Origin of the sequence: Sphingomonas sp. GC_Shp_6, assembly GCF_026540835.1 — a bacterium.
Lineage (GTDB): Bacteria > Pseudomonadota > Alphaproteobacteria > Sphingomonadales > Sphingomonadaceae > Sphingomonas.
Genome location: NZ_JALNUO010000019.1, coordinates 1 through 16,123 on the forward strand (window position 1 = coordinate 1; position 16,123 = coordinate 16,123).

The following is a 16,123-nucleotide window of genomic DNA, read 5'->3' on the forward strand; positions in this document are numbered from 1 at the left end:
AAACAACTACTTGCGTTGCTGACAGGTGGGGTCCCGTTTCGACGCCTATCCACAACCTTGACGATAGAACGATGCGACCGCGCGTTTGTTGTCTAAACTCGCTTTCAGACTTGCCGGCCGGGCGCGTCGCGCGCTCTTCATCGATAGGATCGTCGCACTCATTGCTGACCCGGCGACACAGCCGAACATGCTCGCCGTCAACGCTTCGATCGACGCAGCCAAGGCCGGCGCTGTCATGCCGCGCACGGGCTGCGCAGCCTCATCGCTTATGCATTTCTGGGCCCTGAGGTAAACCAATCGCGGACCGGCGCCGCCGCTGTTGCGGCCTCGAGAGCCACTTCGACCAAAAGTGGGTCACTCGTGCAGGCTTTTCGAGCTTCGAAATCGGACTTTGCTTCAGGCCTATTTGCCTGTTTTCAGGGTTAGTGCGGGAGTCCTCACCGCGGCAGAACCCTGAAGCGGCCGGACTGCTCATCACCAATCACCACTCCGTCGCCAGGGTACGTCGGGATCTGCATCACAGCCAAAAGGCTGGTATTGCGCTAGCGTCCAGCGACGCCGCTGACCCGCCAGACCGTATTCCCGACATCATCGGCGATGAGCAGCGCTCCTGTCCGGTCAAGCGCCACGCCTACCGGCCGTCCGCGCACCGTCTTGTGATCGGACGCGAGGAAATCGGTCGCGATCGGGACCGGCGTTCCATTGGGCCTGCCGTTGGCGAAAGGCACGAACACGACCTTATAGCCGTTCAGCGGCTCGCGGTCCCAACTGCCATGCTCGCCGACGAACGCGCCATTGCTGAGCCGCGGTGATAACGTCTCGCCCTGGCTGAACGTGACACCCAGTGCCGCGACATGCGAGCTGAGCCCGTAATCCGGCTTGATCGCCTTTGCGACCATTGCCGGGTTCTGCGGGTGAACGCGAACATCAACATGCTGCCCCCAATAGCTGTAAGGCCAGCCATAGAAGCCGCCCTCCTTGATCGAGGTCAGATAGTCGGGAACGAGGTCAGGTCCGATCTCGTCGCGTTCGTTGACGACCGCGAACAGCTGGCCGGTTCCGGGCTGGATTGCCAGATTGGTCGGGTTGCGGGTGCCTGTCGCGAAGATCCGCTTGGCGCCGGTCAATCGGTCCACCTCGTAGATCGCGGCGCGTCCCTCCTCGACCGCCATGCCGTTCTCGGTGATGTTGCTGTTCGAACCGACGCCGACATACAGCTTCGATCCGTCCGGGCTGGCAACCATCGACTTGGTCCAATGGTGATCGATCGGTCCAGCGGGCAGGTCGGCCAGCTTGACGCCAGGCGCGGTAATCTTGGTCTGCCCGGGCGTGAACGGGAAAGCGATGATCGCGTCGGTATTGGCGACGTACAGGGTGCCAGCGACCCACACCACGCCGTAGGGCGAGTGGAGATGATCGACCAGCACCGTGGTCATTTCGGGCACGCCGTCGCCATTGGCGTCGCGCACCAGCGTGATACGGTTGCCGCCCTTGGCCGCGGCGCCGGCGCGTGCTTTCACCTTGCCCTGAATATAGTCCTTCGGTCGGAAGGGCTCGGTGCCCGGGCCGTTGCTCTCGACGACGAGGACGTCGCCATTGGGCAGAGGATAGACGATGCGCGGGTGCATCAGTCCGCTCGCCATCGCCTGAATGCGCATCCCGGCGGGGACCGTCGGCGTTTCGCCCGACTTCCAGCCGACCACCTGCGGCACGCTCATCGGCGGAATCAGATATTGCTCCGGCTCGGGGAGATAGGGATTGGCGCCGTACTGCCGTGACGGGTCGCCGCCTGGGCCACTGCATGCGGTGATCGATGCGAGAAGGGCCAGCCCGGCCGTCGCTCTGAGATGCATGCCGATCATCGAACGTCCCCCCGCTCGAACGATCGGATGGCAGTGACACGCCAACCGCGAAGCCCTGCGATCAGCAATAGGATGGCGACGACCAGCGACAGGGTGATGCCGGTCGGAGCCACGGAGGTCCAGGCATCGCGCGTGTGGACGAACACGTTCACGAGCGACAGGAGCGCCGCTGCACCGACGAGCACCAGATCGATCCAGCGGACCGGTCCCAGCCGAAGTAACGCCATCTCGAGCAGCAGCACGATGACGGCGACCAACGCCAGCACGAGGCCGCCAGTGATGAGCCACGCCGAGAAGTTTGCCCACTGCATCAGCGAGTTTTCGGAATACATCCAGTCGGTGAACAGCGCCGCGATCAGCAGCGTCCCACCCAGCCCGATGAAGAACGGGTGCACCGGCATCGGACCTTCGCCCATTGACCTCGCCATGTTCGGCTCCTTCATCGCGGTGTAGTTCGACCGGCTAACCAGGTGCCCGGATGTCCCATCCATGGCTAGCAGCGTGCGCGGGTGGCGGGCAACCCGGCGATGCAGGCAAATTCGCGTTCATTCATCTCGGCCGCTGGCCGCGGCCACAATGGACACCACTGACGCGGTTCGATTGGGAACCGTAATGACTCCGTCTCGGCACGCTTCAGTCGTTCGCTGCCTGCAATACTGTCGCCAGCTTTCCACCACAATGCGCCATCCGCGATTAGCAATGCGGACGCCAGAAGGCGCCAGTCGCAAACGCCGCAAAACGTGTCTTTCCCACTCGGCACAGCTAACCGCGAACGGAGCGATCAGAAAGACGCGAGAGATCGGCTCGACCTATCCAATCAACGTACGATCATCACTAGCCCGCTTTTCGGGCTATTTTCAACAGGTTGGGTCCGACATCGCTCGGGAAGCATTCTGTCTCAGACGCCCCCTGACACGAAGGTCGGTGCGGTACGTCAGGAGAGAGTCACATGATTAACATGATGATCGTTACCGCAGCCGCCATGACTTTGACCGGTGCCGCTGGCGCCCAGATGACCGCGGGCAACTCAAGCGCCATGCAGAGCGGCTCGATGTCCACCTCAAGCGGCAAGATGCCGGCAAAGCACATGATGACACACAAGAAGACCATGCATAAGAAGGCTATGCATAAGAAGACGATGCCGAATACGAATTCCTCAATGGGGTCGTCGAACGGCGATAGCCCTAACGGCAACAACATGTAACGCGAGGCTCAAGGCGCGGTGGCCGAATCGACTTCCGCCACCCGCTTTATACATCATCATGTAAGATGTGTTCTATTTAGTAATTGAGGCGTGGAAGTTCCATTCAAGAGTCTTTTGGATCTTCGTCGCTTTAACCTTGCCCACCCAGCCCGGGCGAGGCACTGATCAGTCGTGAAGATATTCCTTGTCATGGCTATCGCCGCCGCCGCTCCGATCGTTCAACCCGGTAGATGGGAAGTAAAATCGACCGTCGTGGAGATGGCGGTGCCGGGCATACCCAAGTTCCTGCAACGCATGGCGCGCGGCAAGACCAAATCCGAAGAAAAGCGACTTACGGCTGCGCAGGGCATCGAAACGCTTCTTGCGCCGGATCCCAAAGCGATGTGTCGCATCGAAGGTCAGCGGGTCGAGGATGGACGTTATATGCAGACGCTTTCCTGTCCGCAGAAGCAAGGCGATCCGTTGCACATCACGCGCGGCGGGACATACGACAGGACAGGGTTTGTCGGGCGCGCAACGGTGGCAGGGGTCACATCGAGAGGGCCGATCAGCATCGTGCTCGATCAGCGTGCGGTGAGAACCGGCGGGTAACACCCCGATGGGGCGTTTGCAGGTATGGCGCGGTCGCGTTTTCCGATTTTTCCGCATCCACCTGCCAGAAAGCAGACGGGCCGCTCACCACCGAGGCTGTGTGAAAACGACATAATATGCTATGCCGTGAGGTGTTAGCGGGAGGCGTCGGATGGGTCGTTTCATCGAGGGTTGCGACCGCCGGCAGCAGCTTTTTTTGCCTGATTGTGTTGACGATTACGTCGCTCAGGACAGTCCTGTTCGCGTCGTCGATGTGTTCGTGGACGAGCTTAACCTGGCAGCGTTGGGATTTGCCGACGCGGCGGCGACCGGGCGTCCGGGCTATCATCCGGCGACGCTGCTGAAGCTCTACATCTACGGCTATCTGAACCAGGTGCAGTCGAGCCGCAGGCTGGAACGCGAAGCGGGCCGCAACGTCGAGGTGATGTGGCTGACGGGCAAGCTCGCGCCCGACTTCAAGACGGTCGCCGACTTCCGCCGCGAGCACGGCGCTGCGATCCAGGCTGCGTGCCGGCGGTTCGTCATGGTGTGCCGCAACCTGGGCCTGATCGCCGGTGGGACTGTGGCGGTGGACGGTAGCCGCATGCGGGCGGTGAACGCACGCGATCGCAACTTCACGCCTGTGACCATCCGACGCCGGATGGAACAGCTCGATGCCAGCATCGAGCGCTATCTCGGCATGCTCGACACCGCCGACCGGCAGGAAGGCGAAGCGGCTGACCTGCGCACGGCGCGGCTGACCACACGCCTGGACGAGCTTCGACGCCAGATGCGTGAACTGGAAGCGATGGAACAGGCAGTAGCGGCATCGCCTGATCGGCAGATCTCGCTGACCGACCCGGATGCCCACGCGATGGCGTCGGCAGGCACGGGCACCGGGCAGGTCGGCTACAACCTTCAGGCGGCGGTCGATACCGGCAGCCACATCATCGTCGCGCATGAGATCATCAACCTGAGCCACGACCGGACATCGCTGGCGAGCATGGGCCGCCAGGCGCGTGAAGCGACGGGCAGCGGCACGCTCACCGTGCTTGCGGATCGCGGCTACTTCTCGGGTCCCGAAGTGCTGGCCTGCGAAGCGGCCGGTATCGTGTAGATAGGCGTCGAAACGGGACCCCATCATATCTCATTGTAACTACATCAATTTGGCCGATAATTTCGGATAGAAGGGGTTCCGATCGGCGCCGATCGGGACCCCCTTGAAAACGGGTTTTCCATTTTAGAAACAACTACTTGCGTTGCTGACAGGTGGGGTCCCGTTTCGACGCCTATCCACAAATCCGCAACCGATCTGAGCGACTTCACCCGGCTGTTGGCCGTGGCTCGGGCGTTCCCACCCGAACGACGGCAGATGGCGTTGTCCTTCGAGCATCACGCAGCGACCCTGAAGCTCGACTCTGACACCGATCGGGACGCTATGCTGGCGGACGCGCTGGCGAATGGCTGGACCGCGAAACAGACGCGCGCCGCGGTGCTACGGCTACGAGTCGCCAGCGGCGATTACCATCCGCCCGAAGATGACGACCCCGAGGACGGCCTATTCCGCGCCATCGCGCAGGCTTGCAACCGGGCGAACCCCGCCGTCCGCCGAATGATCGTGGAGTCACTTGAAGAAGCCGACTTTGGGGTAATCCCGCTTTGAGTTTTGTAAAATGCCTTCCGCTGCCGCATGAATTTGCCGCCGTTTATCTCGCCGATGGCTGGCGCGGTATCGAACGGCATTATGGCGCTTGCTCACGAACATTGCGGGCGTGGATCGCGCAGGCTGGCGGTGACGAGCTAGAAGCGCAGCGGGCGGCGCGGCAGCCATGCGGGCGCCGATCGGGCAGCGGCGCGCCGAAGCGGCTAGCATCGTCTCTGCGGCAGGCCTAGCGTCCTCGCCTTCTAAGGAGCTTCGCATGCTAGTCGGCAAAATCGCGCTTGGCGTTTTTCTGGGTAACCTGGCGTTCGGCCTGCTTGCGCTGCTGTTTCTCGGCATCCGCGGGACCGATCAGCAGTCATCGCGTGAACTAATTGACGCGTCGGCCGCGTACAATGCTGCTGCCGGATCTGGGGCTCGCCAGCCCGCTAGCACCCGATAGCTGGTGTTGGTCTATCGGTGGGGAAGGATTACCGACGACGGCTAACCCTTTGTGATCCGGCCCTTTTTTCTGGGCCTTGGTGGACAGGGCTGGATTCGAACCAGCGTACGCTTGCACGGGCAGATTTACAGTCTGCTGCCTTTAACCACTCGGCCACCTGTCCATTGGGCCGCTTTTTCGAGCGAGGCGGCTCCATGCCGTGCGCCTCGCCCCCTGTCAACGCGAGAACCGCGGGTTGCGCCGCGCCCGTGCGGCTTCTAGCGGAAGCGGCCATGGCATATCTCTCCTTCTCGCCGCGCGGGGCCCGCTGATGGCACGCCGCGGCCACCGCCCGAGCCAGGCCCCCGGCGGCCGTCCCCGTTTCTGGGGGCGGCATGCCGTCACCGCCGCGCTCGCCAATCCCGAACGCGTGGTGCGCAAGCTCTGGGCGACGCACGAGGCGATGGCGGCGCTGGGGATCAGCATCCCGTCCACCATCCCCGTCACCTTCGCCGACGTCGCCGATCTCGGCCGGCTCGTGCCCTCCGATGCGCCGCACCAGGGGCTGGTGGCAGAGGTGGATCCGCTCGAGGACCTGTATCTGGGCGATTTGCTCCAGCAGGGTGCGCACGACCAGCGCCCGCTCGTGGTGCTCGATCAAGTGACCGATCCGCACAATGTCGGCGCGATCCTGCGTTCGGCGGCGGCGTTCGGCGCGCTCGGAATCGTGACGCAGGACCGGCACGCGCCGCCCGAATCGGGCACGGTCGCGCGCGCGGCGAGCGGCGCGCTGGAAACGGTGCCCTGGGTCCGCGTGGTCAATCTGGCGCGCGCGCTGGAGGAGATCGCGGCGGCCGGCTTCTGGCGGATCGGCCTCACCGGCCATGCGTCGCAGACGCTCGCGCAGGTGATGGGCACGCAGCGCATCGCCATCGTGCTCGGCGCCGAGGGCGAGGGCATGCGCCAGAACACCGAGACGCATTGCGACGAGCTGGCCAAGCTGCCGATCACCGATGCGGTCGAGAGCCTCAACGTGTCGAACGCGGCCGCGGTCGCGCTCTACGCGGTCGCGGCGCGCGGTTGAGCTATTCCTCGGCGGCGATCGTGACGATCAGGCCGCCGAGCGAATCCTCGAACGGGATCTGGCACGACAGCCGCGACGTGGCGTCGCGGTCGTCGACCGAATCGAGCAGGTCGTCCTCGTCCGGGCCCATCGCGGGCAGGCGATCGAGCCAGGCCGGATCGACATGGACGTGGCAGGTGGCGCAACTGCAATTGCCGCCGCACAGCGCGAGCAGCTCGTCGATGCCACCCTCGCGGATCACCTCCATCACCGACAGGCCGGCCTCGCCGTCGAGGGTGCGTTCTTCCCCTTGGCGGGTGATGACGGTAAGCTGCGGCATGACGGTCTCCGTGAAACTCCCCCCCGGCCATGCCGCGCCGCCGGCCCAGGATCAAGCGATTGGGGATCAAGCGATTGGGAATCGGGCGATCGGGGATCGGGCGATCGGGGATCGAGCGCGATGGGCCTGAACGCGCAGCAGCTTCGCGCCGGCCTCGATTCGCTCGGTGCGATCGAGCCCGCCTTCGCCGCGGCCGTCGCGCGCGTGGGCTATCCCGCGCCGCGGATCCGCGAGCGCGGCTATGCCACGCTGCTGCGCACGATCGTCGGGCAGCAGGTGAGCGTCGCCTCGGCCGACGCGGTGTGGCGTCGGCTCGACGCAGGCGTCGGCGGCGCGACCGATCCCGCCGCGATCGCGCGCGCCGACGACGAGACGCTGCGCGCCGCCGGCCTGTCGCGGCAAAAGGCGTCCTATGCGCGCAGCCTGGCCGACGAGGTGACGAGCGGACGGCTCGATCTCGCCCGGCTGCCGGACGACGATGAGGCGGCGATCGCCGCCCTGGTCGCGGTGAAGGGCATCGGGCGCTGGTCGGCGGAGGTGTATCTGCTCTTCGCCGAAGGACGCCCCGACATCTGGCCCGCGGGCGACCTGGCGGTGCAGATCGAGGTGGGCCGCATCCTCGGCCACGCGACCCGCCCGAGCGAACGGATGACGCGCGACCTCGCCGAAGCCTGGCGCCCCCACCGCGGCGCGGCGGCGATCTTCACCTGGCACCATTACGGCGCCGGCGCGGATGCCGCGCCGGTGTGAAACCCAGGACCACCGGAGTGCGCGACCCGGCGTCTCCTACTTCGCGGGGCTCCAGGTCTGGGCGCGGCAGAAGAAGGAGATGCAGCCCTTCACCTTCAGCGTGCCGTTCGTCTCGTGCGTGACGATCGACTTGTAGGTCCGGCCGTCCTCGGGATTGTAGATGCGGCCGCGCCAGTCGGCGCCGGCGTCGGTGAATTCGGTGAGGATCGGCACGCCGACGATCGGGCGGCCGCGCAGCGCCGGATCGGGGTTGTGCGAATCGGTCTTGGCGGCCCCCGGCGGCGATTTCACGACGCGTTCGACATGGCCGCACAGCACCCGCCCGCATGGCGCGACCGCGATCACGGCATTGCCGTCCTCGGTCAGCCAATGGCCGACGATGGGCACCGCGGCGGCGGCGGGCCCGCCGACGGCGAGCGCGGCGGCCGTGAACATGCCGGCGACGATCGGGGGCAGCGCTGGGGGACGGAAACGCATATCGATCCTTTGTCGGTGTCGGTGAACGGCCTGATGGAGGCCCCGGGCTGAACGCGGGGTGGACGGCCCGGTTGCCTTTCGGGTTCCGCGCCCTCTACCCGATCCTGTCGCCCGCGAAAGCCCGCATCGACGCCGATGTCGTTGTGGGCGCGGCCCAATCCGTGCAAGGCGCCGCGCAATGCCGCCCCTCGATCCCCCCGCCGCGACGCGTGCGCGCACCGATCCGTCCGGCGCGTCGCTGTCGGGCAGCCACCGCAGCGTCGCGGTGCCAGTGGGCGGGCCGTTCTGGCGACGGCTGCTGGCGTTTGCGGGGCCCGGCTATCTGATCGCGGTCGGCTATATGGATCCGGGCAACTGGGCGACCGACATCGCCGGCGGCTCCGCCTATGGCTATGCGCTGCTGTCGGTGGTGCTGCTGTCGAACCTGATGGCGATGCTGCTCCAGGCGCTGTCGGCGCGGCTCGGCATCGCCAGCGGCCGCGATCTGGCGCAGGCGTGCCGCGAGCATTACCCCCGCGCCGTCTCCGTCGCGCTGTGGCTGGTGTGCGAAATCGCGATCGTCGCGTGCGATCTGGCCGAAGTGCTCGGCACCGCGATCGCGCTGAAGCTGCTCTTCGGGCTGCCGCTGCTGTGGGGCGTGTGCGTCACCGCGTTCGACGTGCTGCTGATCCTCGCGCTCCAGAACAAGGGATTTCGCCGGCTGGAGGCGTTCGTGGTGGCACTGCTCGTCGTGATCGCGGGCTGCTTCGCGTTCGAATTGGTGCTCGCGCGGCCCGATTGGGGCGCCGCCGCCGCGGGGCTGTGGCCCAGCGCGGCGATCGTGCGCGATCCGGCGATGCTGTATCTGGCGATCGGCATCCTCGGCGCGACCGTGATGCCGCACAATCTCTATCTCCATTCCTCGATCGTGCAGACCCGCGCCTTTGCCGAAGACGATGCCGGCAAGCGCCAGGCGATCCGCCTCGCCACGATCGACAGCACGACGGCGCTCGGCTTCGCCTTCTTCATCAACGCCGCGATCCTGGTGCTGGCCGCCGCGGCCTTTCACGGCGGCGGCCATAGCGGCGTGACCGAGATCGACGAGGCGTACCGGCTGCTCGCCCCCCTGCTCGGCGCCGGGGCGGCGAGCGTCGTGTTCGCGGTCGCGCTGCTGGCGGCGGGGCAGAATTCGACCGTCACGGGAACGCTCGCGGGGCAGATCGTGATGGAGGGGTTCCTCCATCTGCGCATTCCGCCCTGGGCGCGGCGGCTCGTCACCCGGCTGCTGGCGATCGTGCCCGCGGTGTTCGTGGTGGCGGCCAGCGGCGATGCGGGCGCGACGAAGCTGCTGGTGCTGAGCCAGGTGGTGCTGAGCCTGCAACTGCCGTTCGCGGTGATCCCCCTGGTGATCTTCACCGGCCGCATGGCGGTGATGGGCCCGTTCGCCAACCCGCGCTGGCTGCAGGCGGTCGCCTGGGCGGTGAGCGCGCTGATCGTCGGCCTGAACGGCACCCTGTTGTGGGGGATGATCTAGGCCGGAACGGCGTGAGTTGGCTCCGTCTTTCACACCGTTCGTGCCGCGCCAAAGGGGGTCACGCGGCGGCGCGGAGGCGCGGAGATGGTTCGAGCACGGCAGCGCTCTTATCTTCACCCACCGATGATGACGCGCTGACATCGCGGCCGGAGCCATCCCTCCGCGCCGCCGCGTGAACCGCCTTCTTCATCGTGACTTCGCGCGAACCGACCCGCCCCGTCGACTGCCCCCGAGACACGCGCGGAATCGGATGCGAAGCGCCGGAACACGGATCGACAAGTCCGGGAACGGGACTAGGGTGGCATCTTCCGTCCACGATCCGGATGCCGCCATGCCCGCCCCCTCCGCTTCTGACGCCGCTTCTCCCGCGCGCGAGCGCCTTGCCGACACGATCCTCGACACGCTCGTCCACCGGATCGGCAAGGATGCGCAGGCGGCGCGGCCGCACGACTGGCTGGCGGCGACGATCCTGACGGTGCGCAACGACATCATCGAACGCTGGATGGCATCGACCAAGGCAGCGCATGCCGCAGGCGCCAAGCGGGTCTATTATCTGAGCCTCGAATTCCTGATCGGCCGGCTGCTGCGCGACGCGATCTCGAATCTGGGCCGCAACGCCGATGTCGCGCGCGCACTCGCCACATTGGGTGTCGATCTGGCGCAGCTCGAGGAGATCGAGCCCGACGCCGCGCTCGGCAATGGCGGGCTGGGACGGCTGGCGGCGTGCTTCATGGAAAGCCTCGCGAGCCTCGATCTGCCCGCGTACGGCTATGGCATCCGCTATGTGAACGGCATGTTCCGCCAGCGGCTGGACGACGGCTGGCAGGTCGAACTGCCCGAAACCTGGCTCGCTTACGGCAACCCCTGGGAGTTCGAACGGCGCGAGAGCGCGTATTTCATCGGCTTCGGCGGCGAGGTGGCGGCCACCAACGGCGATGCGGTGCATTGGAAGCCGGCCGAAGCGGTGGAGGCGATCGCGGTCGACACGCCCGTCGTCGGCTGGCGCGGCAAGCGCGTCAACACGCTGCGGCTGTGGACCGCGCGGGCGTTCGACCCGATCCGCCTCGACGCGTTCAACGCGGGCGACCATATCGGCGCGCTGGCCGGGCAGAACCGCGCGGAAAGCCTGGTGCGCGTGCTGTATCCCGCGGACTCCACCGCGGCGGGGCAGGAATTGCGGCTACGGCAGGAATATTTCTTCTCGTCCGCCTCGATCCAGGACATCGTCCGCCGCCACGTCCAGTATTTCGGCGACATCCGCACGCTGCCCGACAAGGCGGCGATCCAGATGAACGACACGCATCCCGCAGTGTCGGTCGCCGAGCTGATGCGGCTGCTGATCGACCATCACGAATTCGGCTTCGACGAGGCGTGGGAGATCACGAAGCGGACCTTCGGCTACACCAACCACACGCTGCTGCCCGAGGCGCTGGAAAGCTGGCCGCTGCCGCTGTTCGAACGGCTGCTGCCGCGGCACATGCAGATCGTGTACGGCGTGAACGCCAAGCTGCTGCGCGAGGCGCGCAAGAGCGGCGCGGACGACCAGGCGATCGCCGCGATCAGCCTGATCGACGAGGGCGGCGAGCGGCGCGTGCGGATGGCGAACCTGGCCTTTGCCGGATCGCACAGCGTGAACGGCGTGGCGGCGCTCCACACCGATCTGATGAAGCGCACCGTCTTCGCCGATCTCCACCGCCTCTACCCGGACCGGATCAACAACAAGACCAACGGCATCACGCCGCGCCGCTGGCTCCAGCAGTGCAATCCGGCGCTCACCGCGCTGATCCGCGATGCCATCGGCGATGCGTTTCTCGACGATGCGGAGCGGCTGGCCGATCTGGCGCCGTTCGCCGAGGATGCGGCGTTCCGCGAGCGGTTCGCCGAGGTGAAGCGCGCGAACAAGGTGGCGCTGTCCAACTATCTGAAGGAGACGATGGGGCTGAGGCTGAACCCCGACGCGCTGTTCGACGTGCAGGTGAAGCGGATCCACGAATATAAGCGGCAATTGCTCAACATCGTCGAGACCGTGGCGCTGTACGACCAGATCCGCAGCCATCCCGAGCGCGACTGGGTGCCGCGGGTGAAGCTGTTCGCCGGGAAAGCGGCGTCGAGCTATCATAACGCCAAACTCATCATCAAGCTGGCGGGCGACGTGGCGCGGCGCATCAACGCCGATCCGGCGGTGGGCGGCATGCTGAAGGTGGCGTTCGTGCCCAATTACAACGTCTCGCTGGCGGAGAAGATCATCCCCGCGGCCGATCTGAGCGAACAGATCTCGACCGCGGGGATGGAGGCATCAGGCACCGGCAACATGAAGTTCGCGCTGAACGGCGCACTGACGATCGGCACGCTGGACGGCGCGAATGTCGAGATCCGCGATCATGTCGGGCATGAGAACATCGTGATCTTCGGATTGACCGCGGACGAGGTGGCGGCGAAACGCGCCGAGGGCTATGTGCCGGGCGACGCGATCGCCGCCTCGCGCGAATTGTCGCAGGCGCTGGCGGCGATCCGCTCGGGCGTGTTCTCGCCCGACGATCCGGCGCGCTATGCCGGGCTGGTCGACGGGATCCGCGATCACGACTGGTTCATGGTCGCCGCCGATTTCGATGCCTATGCCCAGGCCCAGCGCGACGTCGATGCGCGCTGGCAGGACGCCGCGGGCTGGCGCGGCGCCACCGTGCGCAACGTCGCGCGCGTCGGCTGGTTCTCCTCCGATCGCACCATCCGGGATTATGCCCATGACATCTGGAACGTGATGTGACGCCCCCCGCGGACGCCATCGCCGCGCTGATGGCGGGTCGCCATGCCGATCCCTTCGCGCTCCTGGGCGTCCATGCGGGACCCGAAGGCGCGTTCGCGCGCATCTGGATCCCGGGCGCCGAGACCGCCGAGGCGCATGATCTGGCGGGCGCGCCGCTCGGCACGCTCGATCGGGTGGACGACGAGGGCCTGTTCGAGGGGCCGATCACGGGCGATCCGCAGCCGCTGCGCTACCGCGCGACGGGTGGCGGCAGCGAATGGTGGGTGGCCGATCCCTACAGCTTCGGCCCCGTGCTGGGCCCGATCGACGACGTGCTGATGGCCGAGGGCACGCATCTGCGGCTCCACGACAAGATGGGCGCGCACCTTGTCCATCACGAGGGCGCGGACGGCATCCATTTCGCGGTCTGGGCGCCCAACGCACAGCGCGTCGCGGTCGTGGGCGATTTCAACGACTGGGATTCGCGCCGCCACGGCATGCGCCGGCGGGGCGACGTGGGCGTGTGGGAGATCTTCCTGCCCGATATCGGCGCCGGCCGCCGCTACAAGTTCGAGATCATCGGCCCGGACGGGACCGTCCAGCCGCTGAAGGCCGATCCCTTCGCCTTCGCCGCCGAGCTGCGCCCGGCCAACGCGTCGATCACGACCGCGCCGCCCGAACATGTGTGGCAGGATGCCGCGCACCGCGCGCATTGGGCGGGGATCGATCCGCGGCGCGTGCCGATCAGCATCTACGAGGTCCATGCCGGATCCTGGGACCGCGACGAAAACGGCTGGTTCCTGAGCTGGGACGCGCTGGCCGACCGGCTGATCCCCTATGTGATCGAGATGGGTTTCACCCATATCGAGTTCCTGCCGATCAGCGAACATCCCTATGATCCGAGCTGGGGCTATCAGGCGACCGGCCTCTATGCGCCCACCGCGCGCTTCGGCGATCACGAGGGCTTCGCGCGCTTCGTCGACGGCGCGCACAAGGTGGGGGTCGGCGTGCTGGTCGACTGGGTGCCCGCGCATTTCCCCACCGACGCGTTCGGCCTGGCGCGGTTCGACGGCACCGCGCTCTACGAGCACGAGGATCCGCGGCTCGGCTTCCATCCCGACTGGAACACCGCGATCTACAATTTCGGGCGGCGCGAGGTGTCGAGTTTTCTCGTCAACAACGCGCTGTTCTGGGCCGAACGCTATCATGTCGACGGGCTGCGCGTCGATGCGGTGGCCTCGATGCTCTACCGCGACTATTCGCGCGAGCCGGGCGAATGGATCCCCAACGACGCCGGCGGGCGCGAGAATTGGGAAGCGGTCGGCTTCCTGCGCAACATGAACACGCAGGTCTATGCGCAGCATCCCGGCGTGTTCACGGTCGCCGAGGAATCCACCGCCTGGCCCGGCGTGTCCGCGCCTGCCGATGCCGGCGGCCTGGGTTTCGGCTTCAAGTGGAACATGGGCTTCATGCACGACACGCTGCAATATATGCGGCGCGAGCCCGTGCATCGGCGCCACCATCACGGCGAGATCACCTTCGGGCTGCACTACGCCTTCAGCGAGAATTTCGTCCTGCCGCTCAGCCATGACGAGGTGGTGCACGGCAAGGGATCGCTGCTGACCAAGATGGCGGGCGACGACTGGCAGCAATTCGCCAATCTGCGCTGCCTCTATGCGCTGATGTGGGGCTATCCCGGCAAGAAGCTCCTGTTCATGGGCCAGGAATTCGCGCAGCGCCGCGAATGGGACGAAAGCCGCGCGCTCGACTGGGATCTGCGCCAGGCCCGCGCGCACGAGGGCGTGCGCAAGCTCGTGCGTGATCTGAACCACCTCTATGTCAGCCACCCCGCACTCCACGCGCGCGACTGCGAGGCGGAGGGGTTCGAATGGCTGATCGCGGACGACTCGGCGAATTCGGTGTTCGCCTGGGTGCGTCGCGCGCCGGGCGCGAAACCGGTGGTGGTGATCGCCAACATGACCCCGATCGCGCGCGCGCCCTACCGGGTGCCGATGCCCGCGGACGGACACTGGCGCGAGATCCTGAACAGCGACGCGCTCGATTACTCGGGCAGCGGGCTCGGCAATCTGGGCGCGGTGGATGCGCGTGGCGGGGTGGCGTGGATCACGCTGCCGCCGCTCGCCACGATCATGCTGGAACTGGACGAGCAAGTGCGGAATGATGCCGCATAGACAAGCCGGGAGCGGTGGCGATGGACGGGACGAGGATGGATCACCGCAGGGGGCAACCGCTTGCCCGCGACGCCATGGCCTATGTGCTGGCGGGCGGGCGCGGCAGCCGGCTGTTCGAGATGACCGACACGCGCGCGAAGCCCGCGGTCTATTTCGGCGGCAAGAGCCGGATCATCGATTTCGCGCTCAGCAACGCGATCAATTCGGGCATCCGCCGGATCGGGGTGGCGACGCAGTACAAGGCGCATTCGCTCATCCGTCACCTGCAGCGCGGCTGGAACTTTCTTCGCGAAGAGCGCAACGAAAGCTTCGACATTCTGCCCGCTTCGCAGCGGATCAGCGAGTTCCAATGGTATGAGGGCACCGCCGATGCGGTGTACCAGAATATCGACATCATCGAGAGCCACGCGCCCGAATATATGGTGATCCTGGCAGGCGATCACATCTACAAGATGGATTACGAGCTGATGCTGCGCCAGCACTGCGATGCGGGCGCCGACGTCACGGTCGCCTGTATGGAGGTGCCCCGCGCCGAGGCGAGCGGCTTCGGCGTGATGGCGGTGGACGGCGACGACCGGATCACCGCGTTCGTGGAAAAGCCCGCCGATCCGCCGCCGATGCCCGGCAAGCCCGATGTCAGCCTCGCCTCGATGGGCATCTACGTGTTCAACACGCGCTTCCTGTTCGACCAGTTGCGCCGCGATGCCGAAACGCCGGGATCGACCCGCGATTTCGGCAAGGACATCATCCCCTATCTGGTCGAACACGGCAAGGCGATGGCGCACCGCTTCGCCGACAGCTGCGTGCGCACCGAGGGCGAGCCCGCCGCCTATTGGCGCGACGTCGGCACGATCGACGCCTATTGGGAGGCGAACATCGACCTGACCGACGTGGTGCCGCAGCTCGACCTCTACGACCGGAGCTGGCCGCTCTGGACCTATTCGGAGGTGACGCCCCCCGCCAAATTCGTCCACGACGTGCACGGTCGGCGCGGCGAGGCGGTGTCGAGCCTCGTTTCGGGCGACTGCATCATCTCGGGCGCGGCGATCCACCGCAGCCTGATCTTCACCGGCACGCGCGCACACAGCTTCTCGCAGCTCGACCAGGCGGTGATCCTGCCGCGTTGCGTGATCGGCCGCGGCGCACGGCTGTCCAAGGTGGTGGTGGATCGCGGCGTGGAGATCCCCGAAGGGCTGGTCGTGGGCGAGGACCCGATCCTCGACGCGCAGCGCTTTCGCCGGACGGACAATGGCGTGTGCCTGATTACCGGATCGATGGTGGCGCGGTTGTGAGTGACAGATGCCGCGACCGTTCCCCGGCGAAGGCCG

The 16,123-nt window shown here is 66.3% G+C and carries 14 protein-coding genes, 1 tRNA gene and 1 pseudogene; 11 read left to right on the plus strand and 5 right to left on the minus strand.

Translation table 11 applies throughout. The features are described 5' to 3' along the window. Positions 1–542 precede the first annotated feature (542 nt). The gene (locus OXQ95_RS16200) at positions 543–1,853 is read right to left on the minus strand and encodes a sorbosone dehydrogenase family protein (RefSeq protein WP_267382518.1); all 1,311 of its coding nucleotides are present in this window, start codon (positions 1,851–1,853) and stop codon (positions 543–545) included. Between the two features lie 5 nt (positions 1,854–1,858). Further along, positions 1,859–2,305, minus strand: a complete 447-nt coding sequence (locus OXQ95_RS16205) for a DUF2231 domain-containing protein (RefSeq protein ID WP_267382519.1) — start codon at positions 2,303–2,305, stop codon at positions 1,859–1,861. A 506-nt stretch (positions 2,306–2,811) separates the two neighbouring features. On the opposite strand from OXQ95_RS16205, the gene OXQ95_RS16210 reads away from it, so the two are divergent. The 5 genes and pseudogenes from OXQ95_RS16210 to OXQ95_RS16230 all read left to right on the plus strand — a co-directional run bounded on the left by OXQ95_RS16210 (position 2,812) and on the right by OXQ95_RS16230 (position 5,738). Then, positions 2,812–3,066: a hypothetical protein gene (locus OXQ95_RS16210; protein WP_267382520.1), complete on the plus strand. Its 255-nt coding sequence runs from the start codon at positions 2,812–2,814 to the stop codon at positions 3,064–3,066. Between the two features lie 171 nt (positions 3,067–3,237). Further along, on the plus strand, positions 3,238–3,657 hold the full coding sequence (locus OXQ95_RS16215) for a DUF3617 family protein (RefSeq protein ID WP_267382521.1): 420 nt from the start codon (positions 3,238–3,240) through the stop codon (positions 3,655–3,657). A gap of 151 nt (positions 3,658–3,808) precedes the next feature. Further along, positions 3,809–4,747, plus strand: a pseudogene (locus tag OXQ95_RS16220) (IS1182 family transposase); the annotation flags it as partial. Positions 4,748–5,008: 261 nt separating this feature from the next. Then, entirely contained in the window at positions 5,009–5,299 is a 291-nt protein-coding gene (locus OXQ95_RS16225; RefSeq protein ID WP_267382522.1) for a hypothetical protein, read from the plus strand. A gap of 256 nt (positions 5,300–5,555) precedes the next feature. Then, positions 5,556–5,738, plus strand: coding sequence for a hypothetical protein (locus OXQ95_RS16230; protein WP_267382523.1), 183 nt, complete (start codon positions 5,556–5,558; stop codon positions 5,736–5,738). Positions 5,739–5,815: 77 nt separating this feature from the next. Here the strand turns inward: OXQ95_RS16230 and OXQ95_RS16235 are convergent. Continuing rightward, positions 5,816–5,901: transfer RNA gene (locus OXQ95_RS16235), tRNA-Tyr, on the minus strand. A 147-nt stretch (positions 5,902–6,048) separates the two neighbouring features. Here OXQ95_RS16235 and rlmB point away from each other — a divergent pair. Continuing rightward, positions 6,049–6,801: a 23S rRNA (guanosine(2251)-2'-O)-methyltransferase RlmB gene (gene rlmB, locus OXQ95_RS16240; protein ID WP_242097110.1), complete on the plus strand. Its 753-nt coding sequence runs from the start codon at positions 6,049–6,051 to the stop codon at positions 6,799–6,801. 1 nt (position 6,802) lies between these two features. On the opposite strand, the gene OXQ95_RS16245 is transcribed toward rlmB, so the two are convergent. After that, on the minus strand, positions 6,803–7,120 hold the full coding sequence (locus OXQ95_RS16245; protein WP_267382524.1) for a 2Fe-2S iron-sulfur cluster-binding protein: 318 nt from the start codon (positions 7,118–7,120) through the stop codon (positions 6,803–6,805). Positions 7,121–7,240: 120 nt separating this feature from the next. Here OXQ95_RS16245 and OXQ95_RS16250 point away from each other — a divergent pair, with 120 nt between their 5' ends. Further along, positions 7,241–7,870, plus strand: a complete 630-nt coding sequence (locus OXQ95_RS16250) for a DNA-3-methyladenine glycosylase 2 family protein (RefSeq protein WP_267382525.1) — start codon at positions 7,241–7,243, stop codon at positions 7,868–7,870. A 36-nt stretch (positions 7,871–7,906) separates the two neighbouring features. On the opposite strand, the gene OXQ95_RS16255 is transcribed toward OXQ95_RS16250, so the two are convergent. Further along, positions 7,907–8,347 carry a DUF2147 domain-containing protein gene (locus OXQ95_RS16255; RefSeq protein ID WP_267382526.1) on the minus strand — a complete coding sequence of 147 codons (441 nt, stop codon included), beginning with the start codon at positions 8,345–8,347 and terminating at the stop codon, positions 7,907–7,909. A gap of 178 nt (positions 8,348–8,525) precedes the next feature. Between OXQ95_RS16255 and OXQ95_RS16260 the strand changes: the two genes are divergently transcribed. The 4 genes from OXQ95_RS16260 to glgC all read left to right on the plus strand — a co-directional run bounded on the left by OXQ95_RS16260 (position 8,526) and on the right by glgC (position 16,087). Next, a complete protein-coding gene (locus tag OXQ95_RS16260) occupies positions 8,526–9,860 on the plus strand; it encodes an Nramp family divalent metal transporter (protein ID WP_267382527.1) in 1,335 nt (444 codons plus the stop codon). Positions 9,861–10,191: 331 nt separating this feature from the next. Then, positions 10,192–12,624: a glycogen/starch/alpha-glucan phosphorylase gene (locus OXQ95_RS16265; protein ID WP_267382567.1), complete on the plus strand. Its 2,433-nt coding sequence runs from the start codon at positions 10,192–10,194 to the stop codon at positions 12,622–12,624. Beyond that, entirely contained in the window at positions 12,621–14,795 is a 2,175-nt protein-coding gene (glgB, locus tag OXQ95_RS16270; RefSeq protein ID WP_267382528.1) for a 1,4-alpha-glucan branching protein GlgB, read from the plus strand. The genes OXQ95_RS16265 and glgB overlap by 4 nt, the downstream gene beginning before the upstream one ends. A 35-nt stretch (positions 14,796–14,830) precedes the next feature. Next, the gene (gene glgC / locus OXQ95_RS16275; RefSeq protein WP_242097104.1) at positions 14,831–16,087 is read left to right on the plus strand and encodes a glucose-1-phosphate adenylyltransferase; all 1,257 of its coding nucleotides are present in this window, start codon (positions 14,831–14,833) and stop codon (positions 16,085–16,087) included. The last annotated feature ends 36 nt before the right edge of the window (positions 16,088–16,123 follow it).